This is a genomic window from Paracidovorax sp., from assembly GCF_057642795.1.
Genome location: NZ_JBXYZY010000049.1, coordinates 162541 through 180893, shown reverse-complemented (window position 1 = coordinate 180893; position 18353 = coordinate 162541). Strand labels below are relative to the sequence as shown.

14 protein-coding genes are annotated in these 18353 nt (G+C 59.6%); 1 reads left to right on the top strand and 13 read right to left on the bottom strand.

Annotated elements, in window-relative coordinates; translation table 11 throughout:
- Positions 1-81: 81 nt before the first annotated feature.
- From slmA to AC3A84_RS19355, 5 genes are all read right to left on the bottom strand, one after another.
- Positions 82-771, bottom strand: a complete 690-nt coding sequence (slmA, locus tag AC3A84_RS19375) for a nucleoid occlusion factor SlmA (RefSeq protein WP_487971751.1) — start codon at positions 769-771, stop codon at positions 82-84.
- 141 nt (positions 772-912) lie between these two features.
- Complete coding sequence (locus AC3A84_RS19370) at positions 913-2355, bottom strand: ATP-binding protein (RefSeq protein WP_487971691.1); 1443 nt, start codon at positions 2353-2355, stop codon at positions 913-915.
- Positions 2356-2403: 48 nt separating this feature from the next.
- A complete protein-coding gene (locus AC3A84_RS19365) occupies positions 2404-3168 on the bottom strand; it encodes a response regulator (protein WP_487971690.1) in 765 nt (254 codons plus the stop codon).
- A gap of 76 nt (positions 3169-3244) precedes the next feature.
- Entirely contained in the window at positions 3245-4150 is a 906-nt protein-coding gene (gene argB, locus AC3A84_RS19360; protein ID WP_092938861.1) for an acetylglutamate kinase, read from the bottom strand.
- Between the two features lie 51 nt (positions 4151-4201).
- Positions 4202-5299 (bottom strand): glycosyltransferase family 4 protein, encoded by a 1098-nt coding sequence (locus tag AC3A84_RS19355; RefSeq protein ID WP_487971689.1) that lies wholly within the window; start codon positions 5297-5299, stop codon positions 4202-4204.
- Positions 5300-5412: 113 nt separating this feature from the next.
- Between AC3A84_RS19355 and AC3A84_RS19350 the strand changes: the two genes are divergently transcribed.
- On the top strand, positions 5413-6186 hold the full coding sequence (locus tag AC3A84_RS19350; protein WP_487971688.1) for a glycosyltransferase: 774 nt from the start codon (positions 5413-5415) through the stop codon (positions 6184-6186).
- Positions 6187-6364: 178 nt separating this feature from the next.
- On the opposite strand, the gene AC3A84_RS19345 is transcribed toward AC3A84_RS19350, so the two are convergent.
- The 8 genes from AC3A84_RS19345 to rfbB all read right to left on the bottom strand — a co-directional run bounded on the left by AC3A84_RS19345 (position 6365) and on the right by rfbB (position 18188).
- Positions 6365-8110, bottom strand: coding sequence for a hypothetical protein (locus AC3A84_RS19345; RefSeq protein WP_487971687.1), 1746 nt, complete (start codon positions 8108-8110; stop codon positions 6365-6367).
- Positions 8111-8519: 409 nt separating this feature from the next.
- Positions 8520-12548 carry a glycosyltransferase gene (locus AC3A84_RS19340; RefSeq protein ID WP_487971686.1) on the bottom strand — a complete coding sequence of 1343 codons (4029 nt, stop codon included), beginning with the start codon at positions 12546-12548 and terminating at the stop codon, positions 8520-8522.
- Positions 12541-13926, bottom strand: a complete 1386-nt coding sequence (locus AC3A84_RS19335; protein WP_487971685.1) for an ABC transporter ATP-binding protein — start codon at positions 13924-13926, stop codon at positions 12541-12543. Before AC3A84_RS19335 ends, AC3A84_RS19340 begins: the two co-directional genes overlap by 8 nt.
- A complete protein-coding gene (locus AC3A84_RS19330) occupies positions 13916-14734 on the bottom strand; it encodes an ABC transporter permease (RefSeq protein ID WP_487971684.1) in 819 nt (272 codons plus the stop codon). Before AC3A84_RS19330 ends, AC3A84_RS19335 begins: the two co-directional genes overlap by 11 nt.
- A gap of 3 nt (positions 14735-14737) precedes the next feature.
- Entirely contained in the window at positions 14738-15283 is a 546-nt protein-coding gene (rfbC, locus tag AC3A84_RS19325; protein ID WP_487971683.1) for a dTDP-4-dehydrorhamnose 3,5-epimerase, read from the bottom strand.
- The gene (gene rfbA / locus AC3A84_RS19320; protein WP_487971682.1) at positions 15280-16179 is read right to left on the bottom strand and encodes a glucose-1-phosphate thymidylyltransferase RfbA; all 900 of its coding nucleotides are present in this window, start codon (positions 16177-16179) and stop codon (positions 15280-15282) included. The genes rfbC and rfbA overlap by 4 nt, the downstream gene beginning before the upstream one ends.
- 48 nt (positions 16180-16227) lie before the next feature.
- Positions 16228-17118, bottom strand: a complete 891-nt coding sequence (gene rfbD / locus AC3A84_RS19315) for a dTDP-4-dehydrorhamnose reductase (protein ID WP_487971681.1) — start codon at positions 17116-17118, stop codon at positions 16228-16230.
- Complete coding sequence (rfbB, locus tag AC3A84_RS19310; protein WP_487971680.1) at positions 17115-18188, bottom strand: dTDP-glucose 4,6-dehydratase; 1074 nt, start codon at positions 18186-18188, stop codon at positions 17115-17117. Before rfbB ends, rfbD begins: the two co-directional genes overlap by 4 nt.
- Between the last annotated feature and the right edge of the window lie 165 nt (positions 18189-18353).

Here is an 18353-nt window from a genome sequence, read left to right as displayed (position 1 = left end):
TATTTTGCATGAAAAATGCGCATCAGCGATAGCCCCTAGGGGCCGATGGGGGGATGCGCGGGAAAACCCCTAGCCGCCGCCTCAGCGAGCGGGGGCGGCGTGGACAGGCCCGAGCCAAAGCTGCAGCGTAGCCTCCAGTTGCTCTACAGGTGAACGGCGGAAATCCGTGCGCGCATAGCGCTGCAGCCGCCCGCGCAGCAGGTCGCAGAGCGCGGCAGCGCGCACCTGGGCATCCGCCGTGGGCGTGGCTGAGCCGGCGGCATCCGCAGCCGGGCGCAGGCATTGCCGCAACGACGATTCGATGCGGTCGAAGAACTGGTTCATGCGCTGCAGAAGGCGGTCGTTTTCCAGCACCAGCGCATCGCCCACCATCACCCGCACCATGCCGGGATTACGCGCGCCGAACTGCAGCACCAGGGCGCAGATGCGGGCCGCGCACTGCGCGCCCTCCTCGCCCGGTGCGGCCTCGCCGCTGGCCGCGCCGCCCGGCACCCGCAGGCCCTGGGTGATCTGCTGCACGCGCCTGAAGATGCTTTCCTCAATGAAGTCGATGAGCCCCTCGAACATCTGGGCCTTGCTGGCGAAGTGGCGGTAGAGGGCCGCCTCGCTCACATCCAGGCGGGCAGCCAGCGCTGCGGTGGTGATGCGCTCCGCGCCAGGCTGCTCCAGCATGCCGGCCAGGGCCTGCAGGATCTGCAGGCGGCGCTCACCCGGCTTGGGGCGGCGGCGAGCCGCCGCAGCGGCCGCCGGGGGCGATGCGGCCTCATCCATGCCTGCGGACGCGGCGGAGTCGGTGGCAGCGCCGCCGAAGGCAGCGGAATCGTTGGGGATATCGGGCATGACCTGCGGGTGTGTGCAAATCATTCTCGCACAGCGTTTTGACAGGGCTTTGCTCCAGCCCAGGCGGCGCGCTCAGGCCGCAAAACGCACGGAAACCAACAGCCCCTGGCCTTGCGCGCCCTGGTCCAGCGCCAGTTCGGCCTGGTGGGCCCGTGCGATTTCATCGGCAATGGGCAGACCCAGCCCCGTGCCCTCTCCGGCGGAGCCGGGCAGGCGGTAGAAGCGCTGCATGACCCGCGTCCGCTCGGCAGCCGGCACGCCAGGACCGTCGTCCTCCACCTGCAGGAAGGCCCGGCCCGCCTCCATGCCGCAGCGCAGGGTAACGACGCCGCCACAGGGCGTGTATTTGATGGCGTTATCCACGAGGTTGGAGAGCAGCTCGCGCAGCAGCCACCCGTGCCCGTTGGTGTAGGCCGGCGCGACTTCCAGCCCGAGATCCAGCCGCTTGGCGGTGGCCGCATCGAGCGAATCCTCCAGCAGGCTTTCGCACAGCGCTTTCAGATCGACGGACTGGGGAGCCAGCGCATCGAGGTTGCGCGCATCCGCCCGCGACAGGGCGAGCAGCTGGTGTGCCAGCTTGGACGTGCGCCGCGTGGCCTGGCGCAATTTTTCGACCTCAGAAGCTCCTAAAATAATAGCATTCTGCCCAACATTTACGGGCGCAGAAGCCGTTTTCTGCACTACGCCAGGCAGCTGAGAACCGGCTGCACCCGCAGTGCCACCGCGAGCCGCCAGCGCCCAGGCCTCGACCTGCGCCTGCAGACCTGCCAGCGGCGTGCGCAGTTGGTGGGCAGCATCGGCCACGAAGCGGCGCTGGCTCTCGGCCTGCGCATTGACCAGCGCGAACAGCCGGTTGAGCGAATCGACCAGCGGGCGCACTTCGGCCGGCGAAGCGGCCTCGTCGATGGGGCTCAGGTCACGCGGCGAGCGGCGCTCGACGGCGTCGGCCAGCTCCACCAGCGGCTTGAACGCGCGCCGTACAGCCCAGTGGATGGCGAGCGCCGCAGCCGCAATCAGCGCCAGGTTGGGCAGCAGCACGCGCAGCAGCATCTGGCGGCCCCACTGCTGGCGCGGGTCGGAGCCGTCGGCCAGCGCCACCACCAGTTCGCCAGCGCCCGTGTGGCTGCGCTGCACAGCCACACGGTAGATCACCCGGTCGTGCTCGACGCTGTGGAACTCCGGCACCAGTGTGGTGGGCACAGCGTTGCCCAACCAGTCGTCGCCCAGCAGCACGCGTCCTTTCAGGTCCAGCACGCTGAAGCCGGAAGCGCCGCCGTTCTGGCGCAGGAACTCCTCCACGGGCGGCGCCAGGAGCAGCATGGGCTCGCCATCCTCCGTGATGGCCGGCGAAAGGATCGAGTCGGCCAGCGCCGGAAGCAGCCGCATCAGCCGCTGGTCGTGGCGGCCAGCCGCTTCGTCGGCAGAGCGGTAATCCAGCCAGGCCCCGACCAGCGCCAGCAGGCACAGCGGCGCCAGCAGCAGCAGCAGCAGACGGTTGCGCAGGTCGGAGGTCACGGGAATTCTGGGAAACGAAGCGCAGGGCGGCGCGGCGCCGTGCCCCGATCAGCCCGGCGGCGACGCAGGCCGCAGTTCGAGCCGGTAGCCGAAGCCGCGAATGGAGCGCAGTGCCACGCCGTGCGGCTCCAGCTTGCCGCGCAGGCGCGAGACGTAGACCTCGACGGCGTTGGGCGTGATTTCCTTGTCCCACCCCGTCAGGGCCTGCAGCAGCTTGTCCTTGCTGGCCGGCTTGGGCGCATGGATCATCAGGTATTCGAGCACCGTCCACTCGCGAGGCCCCAGCTCCAGTGCGTGGACTTTCGGCCCCACACCATGCATGCCAGGCCATGCCGGCGCCGCAGCCCCGCCCGCCATCCCGTCTGCCGCCCCGCGAATGCTGGCCGTGCGGTGGGCGGCATCCAGCTCCAGCGGGCCGAAGCTCAGCACCGATGTGGTGGCGGCCTGCGAGCGGCGCAGCAGCGCCCGCAGCCGGGCCAGCAGCTCGGGCAACTCATAAGGTTTGACCAGGTAGTCGTCGGCCCCCAGATCCAGCCCCTGGACCCGGTCATGCAGCGCATCGCGCGCCGTCAGGATCAGCACCGGCATGGAAGGATGCGCCATCTCGGGCCGGCGCAACCGCCGTGTGAGCTCCAGCCCATCCATGCCCGGCAACCCAATGTCGATCACCGCCGCATCGAACGACTCGGCCAGCAGCACCTCTTCAGCGCGCTCGCCGCTGCCCACCCAGTCCACGGCATAGCCGGCGTCCGTCAGGCCCAGCTTGATGCCGCTGGCCAGCATGACGTCGTCCTCGACCAGCAGGAGGCGCATGTCAGAGGCCTGCCCCGAGGGTCACCGGCACGGCGTCGACCCGGAAAGCGAACGGCACGCCACGCTGCGCGTTCGATCAGTGGCTGCGAATCATCGTGCCGTAAGCCTGCTCGGTCAGGATCTCGAGCAGCATGGCATGCGGCACGCGGCCGTCGATGATGTGTACGGCATTCACGCCCGCCTTCGCCGCATCCAGCGCGCCGGCGATCTTGGGCAGCATGCCGCCAGAGATCGTGCCATCGGCGAAAAGCGCATCGATCTCGCGCGAGGTCAGGTCGGTCAGCAATTCGCCCGCCTTGTTCAGCACACCGGGAATGTTGGTGAGCAGCACCAGCTTCTCGGCCTGCAGCACGGTCGCCAGCTTGCTGGCCACCACGTCGGCGTTGATGTTGTAGCTCTCGTTGTCCTCGCCGAAGCCGATCGGGCTGATGACCGGAATGAAGGCATCGTCCTGCAGTGCCTTGACCACACTCGGGTCGATAGAAACGATGTCGCCCACCTGGCCGATGTCGTGCTCAATGCTCGGATCCTTGTTGTCCACCATGCGCAGCTTCTGGGCACGGATCATCCCGCCGTCGCGGCCCGTCAGGCCCACGGCCTTGCCGCCGGCCTGGTTGATGAGGCCCACGATGTCCTGCTGCACCTCGCCGGCCAGCACCCATTCGACGACTTCCATGGTCTCGGCATCGGTCACGCGCATGCCCTGGATGAACTCGCCCTTCTTGCCCAGACGGTTCAGCGCCGTCTCGATCTGCGGCCCGCCACCGTGCACCACCACCGGATTCATACCCACCAGCTTGAGCAGCACCACGTCCTCGGCAAAGTCCGCCTGCAGCGCCGGATCGGTCATGGCGTTGCCGCCGTACTTGATCACCATGGTCTTGCCATGGAACTTGCGGATGTAGGGCAGCGCCTGGGCCAGGATTTCGGCCTTGGTGCGCGGCGCGATGGAAGACAAGTCGAGTTCCGTGGAGTTGGACATGGCGTTGAACGTTCCTGAGACAAAACTGGCGCGATTGTAGGTGCGCAGCCGTTACATCCTGAGCCAGCGCGGCACCTTGAAGCGGATGATCATCAGATACGCTCCCACATAGGCCGCAGCGAACACGAGGCAGCAGATCACCAGCACCGTGGTGTTGCGCCAGAACAGCATGGCCGGTACCACCGATGCGGCAGCGAACATCCAGAGATAGGGCGAGGTGCGGTTGTTGCGGGAGAGCAATTCACGCGCCTCGTCATCCTGCAGCGCCACCCGGACGATGCGCCGAAAGATCAGCTGGTGCAGATGCAGCGCATCCGCCATGCCAGGCGACTGGCCGCGCACCAGCTTGCGATAGATGGAAAAGAAGGTTTCCCCAACGGGATAGATCAGCAGCAATACCGGAAACCAGGGCGACACGGCCGGATGGCGCTGCACCAGCATGATGCAGCCCACCGCGATGACGAGCCCCCAGACATAGGCCCCGCCATCTCCGGCGAACACCTTGCCCCGAGGGTAATTCCACAGCAGAAAGCCGGCCGTCGCGCCAGCCAGGCACACCAGAGCGGCGGCCAGTTGCCGATCACCCAACTGCAGCGCGACGTGGACCAGCGCCAGACTGATGATCAGTGCCACCACCCCAGCCAGCCCGTTGTAGCCGTCGATCAGGTTGAAGGCATGCGGCAAGCCCGCAATCGCGATGACGGCAAAGGCCGCGGCAGCCCAGGGGCTGACATGCAGCCAGGCATCCACCGGCCCCAGGCCCAGTCGATTCGTCTGAAGCCCCAGCAAGACGCACAGCAGCATGGCCGACAGCGCCGTCAAACCCAACCGGACTTTGGCCGGCACTTTTTGCGTCACATCCTCGACCAACCCAGCCCCCACCGCCGGTACCATGCACAGCAAACCAGCCAGGGAAGACCAGAACGGCAGATTCACGTTCAAATGCTGCCCCAGGGGCGACGCCGCGAACAGCACCGCACAACCCAGTCCGATGAAGATGCCCAGGCCGCCGATGCGAGGCACATGACCGCTATGGAAGCGCTGCGGCATGTCCTGCCGGTAACGGCGCGCATGGCGACGAGCCACACGCGTGATGAGGAAAGTCGTGAGTGCTGCGCAGAAAAAGCTCAGAACGATAAGGGCGATCATGCAGTCGTGAGTGAAACGCAGTTGCAAGCTGCTCTTTGATAGAAATAAAGCACCGGTCTTTCAACTTGTCCCGAAAGCTTGCCGACGGGCAAGACAGCTACACAAATTAGATCATGACCAACCCACTGCCAGCCTTTAAAAGCGTTACCGTCTCCATCGTGAGTCACGGCCAACAGGCGCTGATCCGTCCATTGCTGGAACAGTTGGACCGCCACAGCCACCAGTGGGTAGCGGTAGTCGTGCTCACCCTCAACATCCCCGAAACAGATCTCCTGACCGAAGCCGAAGAGGCATCGTGGCGCTTTCCGATAAGGCGCCTCGTGAACAGCACACCCCATGGATTCGGGGCCAATCACAACCAGGGATTCCAGCACTGCGGTACGCCCTGGTTCTTGGTACTGAACCCCGACATCCGTTTCGACTGCGATGTGCTGGCACCCTTGCTGGCCCAGGCCGCGCCGGACGCGGGACTACTAACACCTCGCGTACAAGAGCCAGGCAAGCTCGAACCCGAGCAGCACCGCGCGCTCCTCACTCCGCTGGAAATCCTCACGCGCAACCACCAGCGCTACCGACGCCCTCCCCGACCGGCCTGGGTGCCGGGCCTATTCATGCTTTTTCGCAGCGAGGCGTACCGGCATATTGCCGGCTTCGACGAGAAGAGGTTCTTCATGTATGGGGAAGACTTCGACATCTGTGCTCGCCTACGCCTGGCAGGCTGGAAGATCCAGGTGGGCGAAGACCTGCAGATCCGGCATGAAGCGCAGCGGGCTAGCCGCCGCCGCAGCCGGCATCTCTATTGGCATTTGAGCAGCTTAGTGAAAGTGTGGCTGTCGAGCGCTTTCTGGCGCTTGCGCCGGCTAGAGGCCTCCAACAGGAGTGACTAACGCGGCGCGAGCGACGAGTTGCGGACTCCACCCCGAAGACAAACACCAAACGCGAGAGCGAATCCACCGCAATTTGCATATTGCGCCAAACAGTTATGAGCAGTTGCAACTGAAAAAAAATGCGACCTCCCAAAAAGTCGCAGCAATGACGCTAGAGGGATCCCCCAACCGATCTCGTTCAGCGTGTCTTGCCTTGAACAGACTGGCCACCCTGTGCCGAGACAGCCCCAGAAGCACTGCGACTGATCGAGGTGAGCACATAGGAAAGCGTGCGCTCATCGGTCCCTGATTTCTGCTGCTTGGGGTTGCTGGCACAACTGGAGCGCAGCGTGAGATCGACAACCGTATCGACCTGAGCTGCAGGCACGGGAATGTCCAGCTCTATAGGCATGTCGGCGGTGTAGAGACGCGACAACACCTCCTTGTCGTCAACCAGCGCCTTCAGGGTACATCCTTGTGCCGGATGGAACATGCTGGGGCGTATCGAGCCGCGCACGGATATGGTCGAAGCTCGGGCGAGCAGACGTGCCGTGACCTCTGGTCCAGCCCAAGCATACCAATTCATATCTCCACGCTCAGGAGGAAACACTCCAGCGGCTTTGGAAATAGTCTTATCGCTCACATCCAGACGAGAAGGAACACCCACACCGTCATCGATCGCCTTATTCAGACCACGAATGTCATCGAATCGTGGACCCGGATTTCCACTGACATCCCGAAAGTCGCCAGCTTGTGTGTAGTCAGAAAGGTACAGCCCGCCAATGCGCAGTTTTCCACTGCCGGCTTTCACCATGAATTCTGTATCAACCTGAGATACCGGAAAGCGCATAGACAATTTTTCGGCAACTGAGCCGACTCGTATACCCTGGGTTGCCCCTCCGTAGCTGGCAACGAGTTCCCCCGGCCCAACGGCCTCTAGACGCAAGGTCATGACCTTGGCAGTATCCCTGAAATGATCACGCGCGGCAGGGATGAACTGAGCGACCGAAGCTCCAGAAGGCAATTCAGCCATCCGTGTGGGCTTATCGACAATCCGAGCACCATCATTCATTTTCCAACCCAAATTACTCAGGCTAAAAAATCCATTAAAGAGCACGCTCGCTTCATAATCGCGAGCCCCCCAGAGAGCATAACCTGCGGTCTGGCTAACCATCGGCACAGCAACCATCCGCAAAAAATCCGATAGCTCCGAGGGGTTGACCACAGTATTCCTGGATGCGGATGGTGTATTGTCCTGAAAGAGAAATTGTCCTATCACGATGCGATTCTTGGTGTGCTCCGAGATCTTCTTGTTGATATAAGAAAACCGTTCTATCACCTTCTTGGCAGACTCGCGGCTAGACTTATTCTGCGCACCCATAGCAGGAGCCCAGTACGTCATCAGGTAAGGAGACGAGGGCACTTGATAAGTCTGTGCGTGGCTGTACCACTCGACAATCTTGCCCCCCTCATAGATAGGATCATCATCCCCTCGCGCCTCGATGCTGGCACGCGGCAACTTGCGCGCCAATACGGGCATCAGGTGCTGCATGAGCCTGTCATCAAACCACTTGTAGACCATCCGGAAATCCGAACTGCTGCGTGCAGGCACAGGATAGGCGCCAAACTTATTGAATACTGCAGCGTGGCGTGCGCGATACGCTGCATCGGCGTGGCCCTTAGCCCACGCATCAAAACCCATACGACGCGATAGTTCGACAGCCGCCGCTGGCTCCATAGGAGCGGCCATAGAGGCCGTGGCATGCCAGAAATCCTCCCAAGAAATAAATACGCCACTCGCGCAGTCACCAGAGACTTCCGCGATACGGGAGAGGTACTGTTCCCAGGCAGGAATCAGGTCGTCACCTGCGAACAGCAGGTCGAAGCGGGCTGGAGCCGGTAACTCCACTCCAGGATACATGTCATGCTGATAAGACACACGCATATGTACTTGCAGCCCTGCCTGCTTGGCTTGCGAACAGACCTGCTTGAGACGCGCATATGCATTGTCATTGAAGCGAACTGGGCTCAGTCCGGGCTAAAACTCCCCCCAGGGAACCGCCAAAATGATGGCATTGAAACCATCTGACTTGATCTGCGAAAAATACGCAGGAGCCCTACTGACATCGGAATTCCAGTAATTCAAAGGCCAAGCGTTACCGAAGTAGGTGACAGCCTTGATGTACTTGGCGTGCGAAATAGCTGGAACCGCGACACAGCAAGCTAGGACTGCAATGAGTAGCAGCACGCGCCATAAGCGCCTTTGCACTCGTAGTGATTCACGCATACTCCTTTGCTCTTCCTGCATCGCTGGCAAGGCCCATTCCCAAGACTGATGGTTGCAGGAGGCAATCCTAGACATGGATATCCGCCGTAAAGACATTCCTGACGGCAGCCTGGGAAAAACGTGCCAGCACAAAATCCCGCCCATCTACGGAGACCCGGTCCCAATAGTCATCATCAACCATGATTCTCAAGATTGCATCTGCAATTGCCTGTGACTCATCATGCACAGGAACAACAACATCCAGTCCATCAAGGCCCTGGACACCCACTGAAGTAGTCACCATCGGAACCCCTTGGTTCAAGGCTTCGAGCACCTTACCTTTCACCCCAGCGCCGAAACGTAAAGGAACGACGGCAACGCCTGCACGCTTGTAAAGCGCGTCCAGTGCCGCATCACTCAAATAACCAGTCACTCGCACGGAATCACTCGCCAAGGCTTTCACCTCGTCTGTGGGATTCGAGCCTGCAAGGGTGAGGAAAGCCCCAGGCTGGCGATGCTTGACTTTTGGGAATATCTCCTGCACCAACCATTTGGCTGCGTCCACATTGGGCGGATGACCAAAACCTGCAACGAATAGGAGATCCGTCCGCTGACGCAACTCTCGCCCGGGCATGACGTCGGACTCGTTGAAGTAATAAAGAGGGACTGTGCGAGCCACAACACCCGGAACCACAGCCTTTACAGCATCGGTCTCTGAAGCAGATGGGTAATAAACCACATCCACCCGCCGCCAAATAGACTCCTCCAGGGCACGAAAATCTTCGGCCTCGCGCAGAAGCTGCGGCTCCTTGGTTTTTTCATACTCCCCAAGCAAACGGGCGTAATGTAAATCATGCCCATAATAAAGCACCTTGGCAGAGGTATTCTGCCGAACAGCATCCAAGTGGTCTTCCGTGATATGCGGACGGCTCAGCAGAACATAGTCCAGGCTGGATCCATGCTCCTGCATCCATTCCGCAAAGTGCCCAACATAATCCCCACCATAGAAGACCTCTATTCCTGCCTGCTGCAGCAGTGGGGAGTAATATGGATCATGCCATAGGTTAGCAGGCCAAAATTTCACATTCAACCCCATCGCCACAAATTCTTGCAAGAAACACCACGTACTCCGCGAGCCTGCATCACGATCCGGCTGAGGAACATAGTGATCAACGACCAGTATGGTCTTTTTCTTCACAGATCGATCGCGCGCGAGAAATGGGTTGACCGCGTTATCCAAATGATTGCGTTCTAGCTCATCTTTCCAGCGGGCATAGAATTTCTTCTGGTTGGTCACCTGATGCGCCTTGACTCCAGAGGCAGTATCCGTCCCATGCGAAATCCCCTCATAGTGAATCACCACGGAGTCCGGCTGATAAAGAACACTCTTTCCGGAAGCACGCACTCGGAAGGCAAGATCAGTGTCTTCGTAGTAAGCCGGCAAATAATGCTCATCAAACCCACCCAGATGATCCCATAACTGCTTCGGAATTAGCAGAGACGCGCCAGAACAATAGTCAGCTTCCTTAACGTAGTTATATATGCTACGAGTGGGATCATCCAACCGGCCATAATTCCACGCAGAGCCATCACGCCACAGAATACCGCCAGCCTCCTGCAGACGTCCATCCGGATACACCAGCTTTGAACCCACCATTCCACAATCTGGGAATTTCTCGAACAGCGACAACATGCTATCTAACCAACCGGCCGTCACTTCAGTGTCATTATTCAGCAGATAGACGTACCGCCCATGTGCAAGCTGCACCGCAGCATTACAAGAGCGGAGAAAACCCATATTGGCTCCATGATTGACGAAGCGTAAACCGGGGATGGCCTGAAGGCGCTGAATCTCGGCATCACCCGAGGCATCTTCTGCCACCATGACTTCCACCGATGCAACCGGCAAGTTCCGAGCAATCGACTGCAGGCACATGAGAGTGTGATGCAAGTTCCCGTAGGTTGGAATAATGATGCTGATTTGAGGGGCATCCACGACAGGAAAACTCAGCGAAGCCAATACATCAGCGACATCATCAACAGCAATAGGTCCAGTACCCACCGGAACTGCAGGAGAGTGACCGCTCTGGCGCCGCCACACCTCGTAGTGAACCATGCCTTTGAATAAGGGACCAGCCACGCGATAAGCGGTAGTGACCAAGCGATCCTTTATCGACCTAGACAAAGGCAGGGCGCTATAGGCTCGCTTGCCCCAGCGGATAGCATGAGGGGACAACATGGATGCCAGCGTCCCCCACTCGCCGCGCAGCACCCGGCCCGACATCCGCAAAGGCATGGTGAGAGTCCAGGAGTGCGACTTCCTGATGGCATTGATCTGTTGGCTCAAATCAGTATTGGCAAGCCTTAGCCTGTCCAGTTCAGAGCGATCTTGGCTCTGCACAGCCGTCAAGGCACGGACCTGCTGCTCCAGTAAGGCAATTCGTCTGGTACGTTCGAGCTGCTGAGCAGAGTCCAGGTGCGGCTGCACAATGGGCGGCACCGAAACAGTAGCGGCAGCAGCCACCCCGTCAGTCCATCGGGCTTCCAATTCAGCGCACCGTGCGTTCAATTGCAGCGCCCACGCTGTACGCTCGTCGAATTCTGCTTGCAGTTGAACAAGTCGTTCGTCAACTGCTGCGAGGCGCTCGACCTGTTTTGCCAACTCCAAATTACGCCGACTCAGCAGGTCATGCTGGGCACGAAATTGTGCATGCGTAGTTAACAGTGACTGCAACTTAGCATGCATCTCGTCGGCATATTGGACTCGCTCCGCCAGTTCTCCTTGCAACCCTTTCAGCAACGCATCGCGACCCTGCAAATCAGCGCGGAGCGTCTGAATTCGGGGATCAGCGTCGAACTGCTTTTCCTGACAGGCCCTTTGCTCTGCCAGCTGAACTTCCAGCTCCTGGTTTAGCCGCGAATTCTGCTCATCGAGTTGGGCAATACGGGCCTTGAGCGCCAAAATCTCTTCTTGCAGTCGCAGCTCTGAATCGACACGCGCCTGATATTTCTCAAGCTCCAGACGAAGAGAAAGATTGCGCTGCCCTAACTGATCCTGTTGAAGGCGTAACTCTGCGTGGGCCTCTTGCAAACCCTGCAGTTCGACATGCAATATGTCAGCCTGACGGGATCGATCCGCCACTTTTTTTTCCAGCTCTGCATTTTCCCGGAGACGGAGAGCCAATTCATCCTTCAGCTTTGGAGATTCCGAATTTCCGGAAGCGCGCTCTACCTCGGCCACCAGCCGGGCACGTTCCGCATCCAACTGCAGCGCCCACGCAGTCCGGTCTTCGAATTCAGCTCTCAACTGTGCATGTCGCTTGTCGAGGTCACGATGTTCGAGGTCAAGCGTAGAGGCCCAGCGCAAGGACTTCTGGGCCTCAGCATAGAGATCGATGTCTTCATCTACAAAAAACGAAGGATCCGTCTTCGGCAAATGGCCATCGTCCGCCGCACAAACGGCAACAAAATACATGATGCCAGTGGACGGAGGGGTCTGCTTCACAAGATGGTCACCTTTAAGACCAATCGCCTCATAGTAAGCACCTTGCTGCCCCATTGGCGCAACGACAGATCCCGTCAGCAACCGCTGCCCCAAATAAGTGACAGCGGAGAACTGCTCGCGCAGCAGCGCATCGAATTCCTCGAAGTAAAGCTCCTTGACGTGAAACTCATTGACATAGTTTCGATCGTCGGAGTAGACCTTCTTATTGGGGGAGGATATGATCAGCAAGCCGTCAGGTCTCAGTACACGCCGAATATCCGCCAGCATCTCACTTTGCTGCGGCAAATGCTCGACTGTCTCGAAAGAAACGACTACATCCACGCTATGCGCCTGGAGAGGTATAGCTGTTGCACTCCCTTGAAGAAACTGCAAATTACCCTTGGTGGCATACTTTTCGCGAGCATGCAAGACCGCCTCGTGCGCTATGTCAACGCCCATAACCGAATCTGCATGTGCGGCCAGCAAGGCAGAGCCATACCCTTCACCACAGGCTATATCCAGAACCCTCTTACCCTGGCAAAAGCGGGTAACCCAAGCATATCGGTGCATATGCTCATAGCGAATTTCACCACTCTCCGTAGGCACGAAGCGCTCACCCGTAAAATTAATCATCCGCAACCTTCCTGACCGATATCTCCAGCATGGGCAGACCTACCAAGCCATGCTTCATCGTGGTATCCGTGGCACGTACTTCCAAGGCATCGTGCAACCAATGCTGTTGGGTATGGTTGTCTTGCGTTCCTGATGCGATCGCAAGATCCATCGAATAGAGGCCCGATGGAAGAATCGGCATCCGAAAGCGAAAGCAGGCCGTCATCGTTTCACCGACCTCGGCGCTGATCGGCGCATCCATCGTGGTGATAAAGCTGTTGTCACCAAACAGACGCTGCCCCATCCGATCTTTAAAATAAAATCCGAAGATCAGATTGGAGAGTGGCTGAAGCACCTCAGCCTTTACAGAAAGCCGAACGATTTCGCCGCCATGGCTCATGTGCAAAGGGCTGCCATCCTCAGCCAGAAAGCTGGAATCGACGATTCGCGCACCACCAGCGCCGAATTCCGCAGCAGCACGGTCAGGGTCGAACTCAAAAAATTCGAATTTCGTCAGCGCCCCATGCTCAGCCAATTTCGGCAAGCGCGCATCCTTGATGTCATCAGACTCGCTTTTCAACGCAGCAGAAGTACGGCGCCCCGATCGCAGCGCAACGGCAGTTCCTTCGCCCTCTCGGTCAAGGGCGTGCTGCGCTGCAAGATAGGTTTCGACAACCTCTTTCGCCGGACCATCCATGCGTAGTCCACCATGATCCAACCATACGGCTCTTGAACACAACCCGATGACAGCGCTGGTGTCATGACTCACGAAGAGAAGCGTTCCCGTCTTCTGGAACTCGCGTAGGTAACGCATGCATTTCTGCGTAAAGCGCACGTCTCCCACGGATAGCGCTTCGTCAATAATAAGTACATCTGCATCGACATGCGCAGCAATAGCGAATGCAAGCCGCACATACATGCCGCTTGAATATGTTTTTACAGGCTGCTCGATGAAATCCTCAAGCTCAGCGAACTTGACGATACTCTCGAACCTCTTGGCCAACTCATCCTGGCTTATGCCGTAGAGTAGGCCGCTAAGGAAGATGTTCTCCCGCCCAGAGAACTCTGTATTGAAGCCGGCCCCCAATTCGAGCAATGCGGCGATCCGTCCCGAAATGTGGACACTCCCAGTTGTAGGAGAGAGCGTCTGGCATACCAGCTGCAATAGAGTGGACTTACCCGAACCGTTCTGACCAACAATCGCTACGGTTTCACCGCGCCCCACCTGGAAGCTCACGCCATTGAGTGCCCAGAACTCCTGGAAATAATTTTTCCTTGCCAGCCCCAGAATTCTCCGGATAGGTGACATCAATGACTGGCGCAGGCGATCACGGGGCTGCTTATAGATCTCGTAACGCTTACTGAGATCCTGGACTTTGATAATCGCATCAGAGGACATCCGCAAATCCCCCGCGCATTCGCTGAAACCACATAAAACCCAACCAAGCCACCACATAGGCGACGAAACAATAGAGCGCCCAGCCCATCCAATCGACAGGCGAGCCCCAGATCGCCACGTTACGAACCTGCTCCACAATAAAAGTCAGCGGATTCAGATATAAAAACTCCGCAAACCCAACCGGTACAGAATGCAAAGGATAAAAGATGGGGGCCATGAACATCAACAAGGACGAGACGATTCCCATGAGCTGGCCGATATCCCGCAAAAACACACCGAGCGAAGAGATGAACCACACCAGGCCGACCGTCAGCAAAGCGAACGGCATGAGCAAAACAGGCACCCACAACACCGACAGCATGATATGCCCCTGCCATATGAAAATAGCAATCAGCAAGATAACCATGGAAATGGCAGTATGGAAAAGAGCAGCCCCCACCGTGACCCATGCAAATATCTCAAGCGGAAAAACAACCTTCTTGACAAAATTCACATTACTCACAATGAGTGAAGGAGCACGCATGACACATTCTGAAATCAGGCTGTGAAGCATGACCCCAGCAAACATCACGACCGCGAACTCCATGTGATTGACGGCATCCGGACGCCACCGCGACTTGAAGACCACACCAAAAACAAAGGTGTAGATACTCAACATCAACAGCGGATTCAGGAAAGACCAAAAAACACCCAAGAAGGAGCCTCGATAACGTCCGGCAATTTCACGCTTGATCAACTGGCCGATAAGCGTACGATGCTGCAGAAGCGTTACCAAGACAGACAGGGGATTGGTGGCACGATCTTGCATCAGTTAGAAAACCTCTGCGTGAGTGAGACAATTCGCAGACGCATCTTTGGGAGAAACCTTAGGTTCCCCGCCAATATCAGGCCATTCAATCCCAATATCGGCGTCATTCCAGAGAATGCTTCGCTCATGCGCCGGCGCGTAGTAGTCGCTCGCCTTGTATAGAAAATCTGCGCTATCGCTGGTCACCACGAAGCCATGCGCAAAGCCGGCCGGAATCCACAGCTGCCGATGATTGCTCTCGGTCAGTTCCACCCCCACCCACTGCCCGAAGGTCGGCGAGCTCTTGCGGATATCCACCGCCACGTCGAACACGGCGCCGCGCGTCACTCGCACCAGCTTGCCCTGCGGCTGCTGCAGCTGGTAGTGCAGACCGCGCAGCACGCCCTTGGTCGAGCGGGAATGGTTGTCCTGCACGAATTCCACATGTTGGCCCACCGCTTCGTCGAACACACGCTGGTTGAAGCTTTCCATAAAGAAACCGCGCTCGTCGCCGAAGACTTTGGGCTCCAGGATCAGTACGCCGTCCAGTTGGGTCTTCGTCACCTTCATCCGTGGTACTCCTCGCGCAGCAGGCGCATCAGGTATTGGCCATAGCCGTTTTTCTTGAGGGGAGTGGCCAGCTTCTCGACCTGTGCAGCGTCGATGAACCCGGCACGCCAAGCGATCTCTTCGGGGCACGCGATCTTCAGGCCCTGGCGCTGTTCCAGCGTGGCGATGAATTGGCCGGCTTCCAGCAGGCTTTCATGCGTACCGGTATCCAGCCACGCGTAGCCGCGCTTCATGATCTGTACGTTGAGACTGCCCTGATCCAGATAGGCTTGGTTCACGGCCGTGATTTCCAGCTCGCCTCGGGCGCTGGGCTTGACGGCCTTGGCGATGTCCACGACCTGCTGGTCGTAGAAGTACAGGCCGGTGACGGCATAGTTGCTCTTGGGCTGGGTGGGCTTTTCTTCGATGCTCACCGCACGGCCGCCCTGGTCGAAAGCGACCACGCCATAGCGATCGGGGTCGTTCACGTGATAGGCGAAGACGGTGGCGCCGTCGGGCTGCTCACCTGCGGCCATCAGCTGCTGCTGCAGCTCGTGGCCGTAGAAGATGTTGTCGCCCAGCACCAGTGCGCTGGGCGCGCCGTCCAAGAATTGCTCACCGATGATGAAGGCCTGAGCCAGCCCATCAGGGCTGGGCTGCACGGCGTACTGGAGATTCAGGCCCCATTGGCGGCCGTCGCCCAGTAGTTGTTGGAAGCGCGGAGTGTCCTGCGGCGTGCTGATGATGAGGATGTCGCGCATGCCACCCAGCATCAGCGTGCTGAGCGGGTAGTAGATCATGGGCTTGTCATAGACCGGCAGCAGTTGCTTGCTGATCGCGAGAGTGGCAGGGTGCAGGCGTGTGCCAGAGCCGCCAGCAAGGATGATGCCCTTGCGTTGCTTGTTCGTGGAATGCATGTTTTCTTTTCTCTGACGGGGAGTACGGCGACTCCGGCGCGTTGTGACCTACAGGATTTCTCTGAGCATGCGGGCGACGCCGTTCTGCCAGGGGGGCAGGCGCAAGCCGAAGGTGGTCTGCAGCTTGGACGTGTCGAGCCGGGAGTTGTGGGGCCGCTGGGCCGGCGTGGGGAATGCGCTGGTCGGCACGGCCTTGACCGCATCGGGGCCAGCCTTGAGTTCGACACCGGCTTGCTGCGCCAGGGCCAGCACGTATCGGGCGTAGCCGTGCCAGGTGGTTTCTCCTGCCGCGATGGCGTGATAGAGCCCGGCCTTGGAGGGGTCTTGCAGCGTGGCACGGATGGCGTGCGCGGTGATGTCGGCCAAGAGTTCGGCACCCGTAGGCGCGCCGAACTGATCGTCGATCACCGTGAGCTGGTCGCGCTCCTTGGCCAGACGCAGCATGGTCTTGGCGAAGTTGCCACCGCGCGCGGCATAGACCCAGCTGGTGCGCAGGATCAGGTGCCGGCTGCAGTGCTGCGCGACGAGTTGCTCGCCTTCGAGCTTGGTCTGGCCATAGACGCTCAAGGGTCCCGTCGCGTCGGTCTCGCGCCAGGGCGTGCTGCCGCTGCCGTCGAACACGTAGTCGGTGGAGTAATGCACCATGAGAGCGCCGAGTTCTTCGGCTGCCCGCGCGACCTCCCCCGGCGTGGTGGCGTTGAGCTTGCGGGCCAGATCGACTTCGCTCTCGGCCTTATCCACGGCCGTATGCGCCGCGGCATTGACGATGACGTCGGGGCGCACGCGCCGCACGGTGTCGGCGACCTGTTCGGGCTGGCTGAAGTCCGCCGGATAGTCCGTGCTGTCGAAGTCGAGCGCCACCAATTCACCCAGCGGCGCCAGGCTGCGCTGAAGTTCCCAGCCGACCTGGCCACCCTTGCCCAGCAGCAGCAGCTTCATGCTTTCACCGCCTCGTTGCCGTACTGCTTGGCGACCCAGTCGCGGTAGCCGCCGCTTTGCACGTTGGCGACCCATTCCTGGTGGGCCAGATACCACTCCACCGTCTTGCGGATGCCGGTGTCGAAGGTTTCCGCAGGCTTCCAGCCCAGCTCGCGTTCGAGCTTGCGTGCGTCGATGGCGTAGCGGCGGTCGTGGCCGGGACGGTCGGTCACGTAGGTGATCTGTTCCTGGTACGAGCGTCCGTCCGCGCGCGGGCGCAACTCGTCGAGCAGCGCGCAGATGGTCTGCACGATCTCGATGTTGGGCTTCTCGTTCCAGCCGCCCACGTTGTAGGTCTCGCCCAGTCGGCCGGCTTCCAGCACGCGGCGGATGGCGCTGCAGTGGTCCCTCACGTAGAGCCAGTCGCGGATCTGCATGCCATCGCCATAGACTGGCAGGTTCTTGCCGGCCAGCGCGTTGACGATCATCAGCGGGATGAGCTTCTCGGGAAAGTGGAACGGGCCGTAGTTGTTGCTGCAGTTGGTGGTGAGCACCGGCAGGCCATAAGTGTGGTGCCAGGCACGCACGAGGTGGTCGCTGGCGGCCTTGCTGGCCGAGTACGGGCTGTTGGGCTCATAGGCATGGCTTTCCGTAAACGCCGGAGCATCTGCGGACAGGGTGCCATAGACCTCGTCGGTGGACACGTGTAGAAAGCGGAAGGCTTCCTTCTCGCCCGCGGGCAGAGCCTGCCAGTAGTGCCGTGCGGACTCCAGCAGTCGGAAGGTGCCGACGACGTTGGTCTGCACGAAATCCTCAGGCCCGTGGATCGAACGGTCCACATGCGATTCAGCCGCGAAGTTGACGATGGCACGCGGGCGGTGCTCAGCCAAAAGCCGCGCGACCAGTTCGGCATCGCCGATATCGCCCTGGACGAAATGATGGCGTCCATCCGACTGCAGCGAGGCCAGCGTCTGCAGGTTGCCTGCGTAGGTGAGCTTGTCGAGGTTGACGACGGGCTCCTGGGAACCCGCCAGCCAGTCGAGGACGAAATTGGCACCGATGAAGCCTGCACCGCCTGTGACGAGAATCATTGTTTGATATGTGTCTATGTGTTTCTGGAATGCCTTTGGCAGGCGATGGATTATCACATCGGACTGACATGCCTCCGTAACCTGATGCACTCATCAGCGACAGTCAACGCAATCGCCTCTCCCTCGATACTGCAGTGCAGCGTGCCGGAAATACAGCGCTGGTTT

Excerpts from the sequence above, each read along its gene's own strand:
- argB (WP_092938861.1), bottom strand. The coding sequence starts at position 4,150 with ATGTCCAACTCCACGGAACTCGACTTGTCTTCCATCGCGCCGCGCACC.
- rfbD (WP_487971681.1), bottom strand. The coding sequence starts at position 17,118 with ATGAAGCTGCTGCTGCTGGGCAAGGGTGGCCAGGTCGGCTGGGAACTT.
- rfbA (WP_487971682.1), bottom strand. The coding sequence starts at position 16,179 with ATGCATTCCACGAACAAGCAACGCAAGGGCATCATCCTTGCTGGCGGC.
- rfbB (WP_487971680.1), bottom strand. The coding sequence starts at position 18,188 with ATGATTCTCGTCACAGGCGGTGCAGGCTTCATCGGTGCCAATTTCGTC.
- AC3A84_RS19350 (WP_487971688.1), top strand. The coding sequence starts at position 5,413 with ATGACCAACCCACTGCCAGCCTTTAAAAGCGTTACCGTCTCCATCGTG.
- AC3A84_RS19330 (WP_487971684.1), bottom strand. The coding sequence starts at position 14,734 with ATGCAAGATCGTGCCACCAATCCCCTGTCTGTCTTGGTAACGCTTCTG.
- rfbC (WP_487971683.1), bottom strand. The coding sequence starts at position 15,283 with ATGAAGGTGACGAAGACCCAACTGGACGGCGTACTGATCCTGGAGCCC.
- AC3A84_RS19335 (WP_487971685.1), bottom strand. The coding sequence starts at position 13,926 with ATGTCCTCTGATGCGATTATCAAAGTCCAGGATCTCAGTAAGCGTTAC.
- AC3A84_RS19340 (WP_487971686.1), bottom strand. The coding sequence starts at position 12,548 with ATGATTAATTTTACGGGTGAGCGCTTCGTGCCTACGGAGAGTGGTGAA.
- slmA (WP_487971751.1), bottom strand. The coding sequence starts at position 771 with ATGGATGAGGCCGCATCGCCCCCGGCGGCCGCTGCGGCGGCTCGCCGC.
- AC3A84_RS19355 (WP_487971689.1), bottom strand. The coding sequence starts at position 5,299 with ATGATCGCCCTTATCGTTCTGAGCTTTTTCTGCGCAGCACTCACGACT.
- AC3A84_RS19365 (WP_487971690.1), bottom strand. The coding sequence starts at position 3,168 with ATGCGCCTCCTGCTGGTCGAGGACGACGTCATGCTGGCCAGCGGCATC.
- AC3A84_RS19345 (WP_487971687.1), bottom strand. The coding sequence starts at position 8,110 with ATGCGTGTGTCTTATCAGCATGACATGTATCCTGGAGTGGAGTTACCG.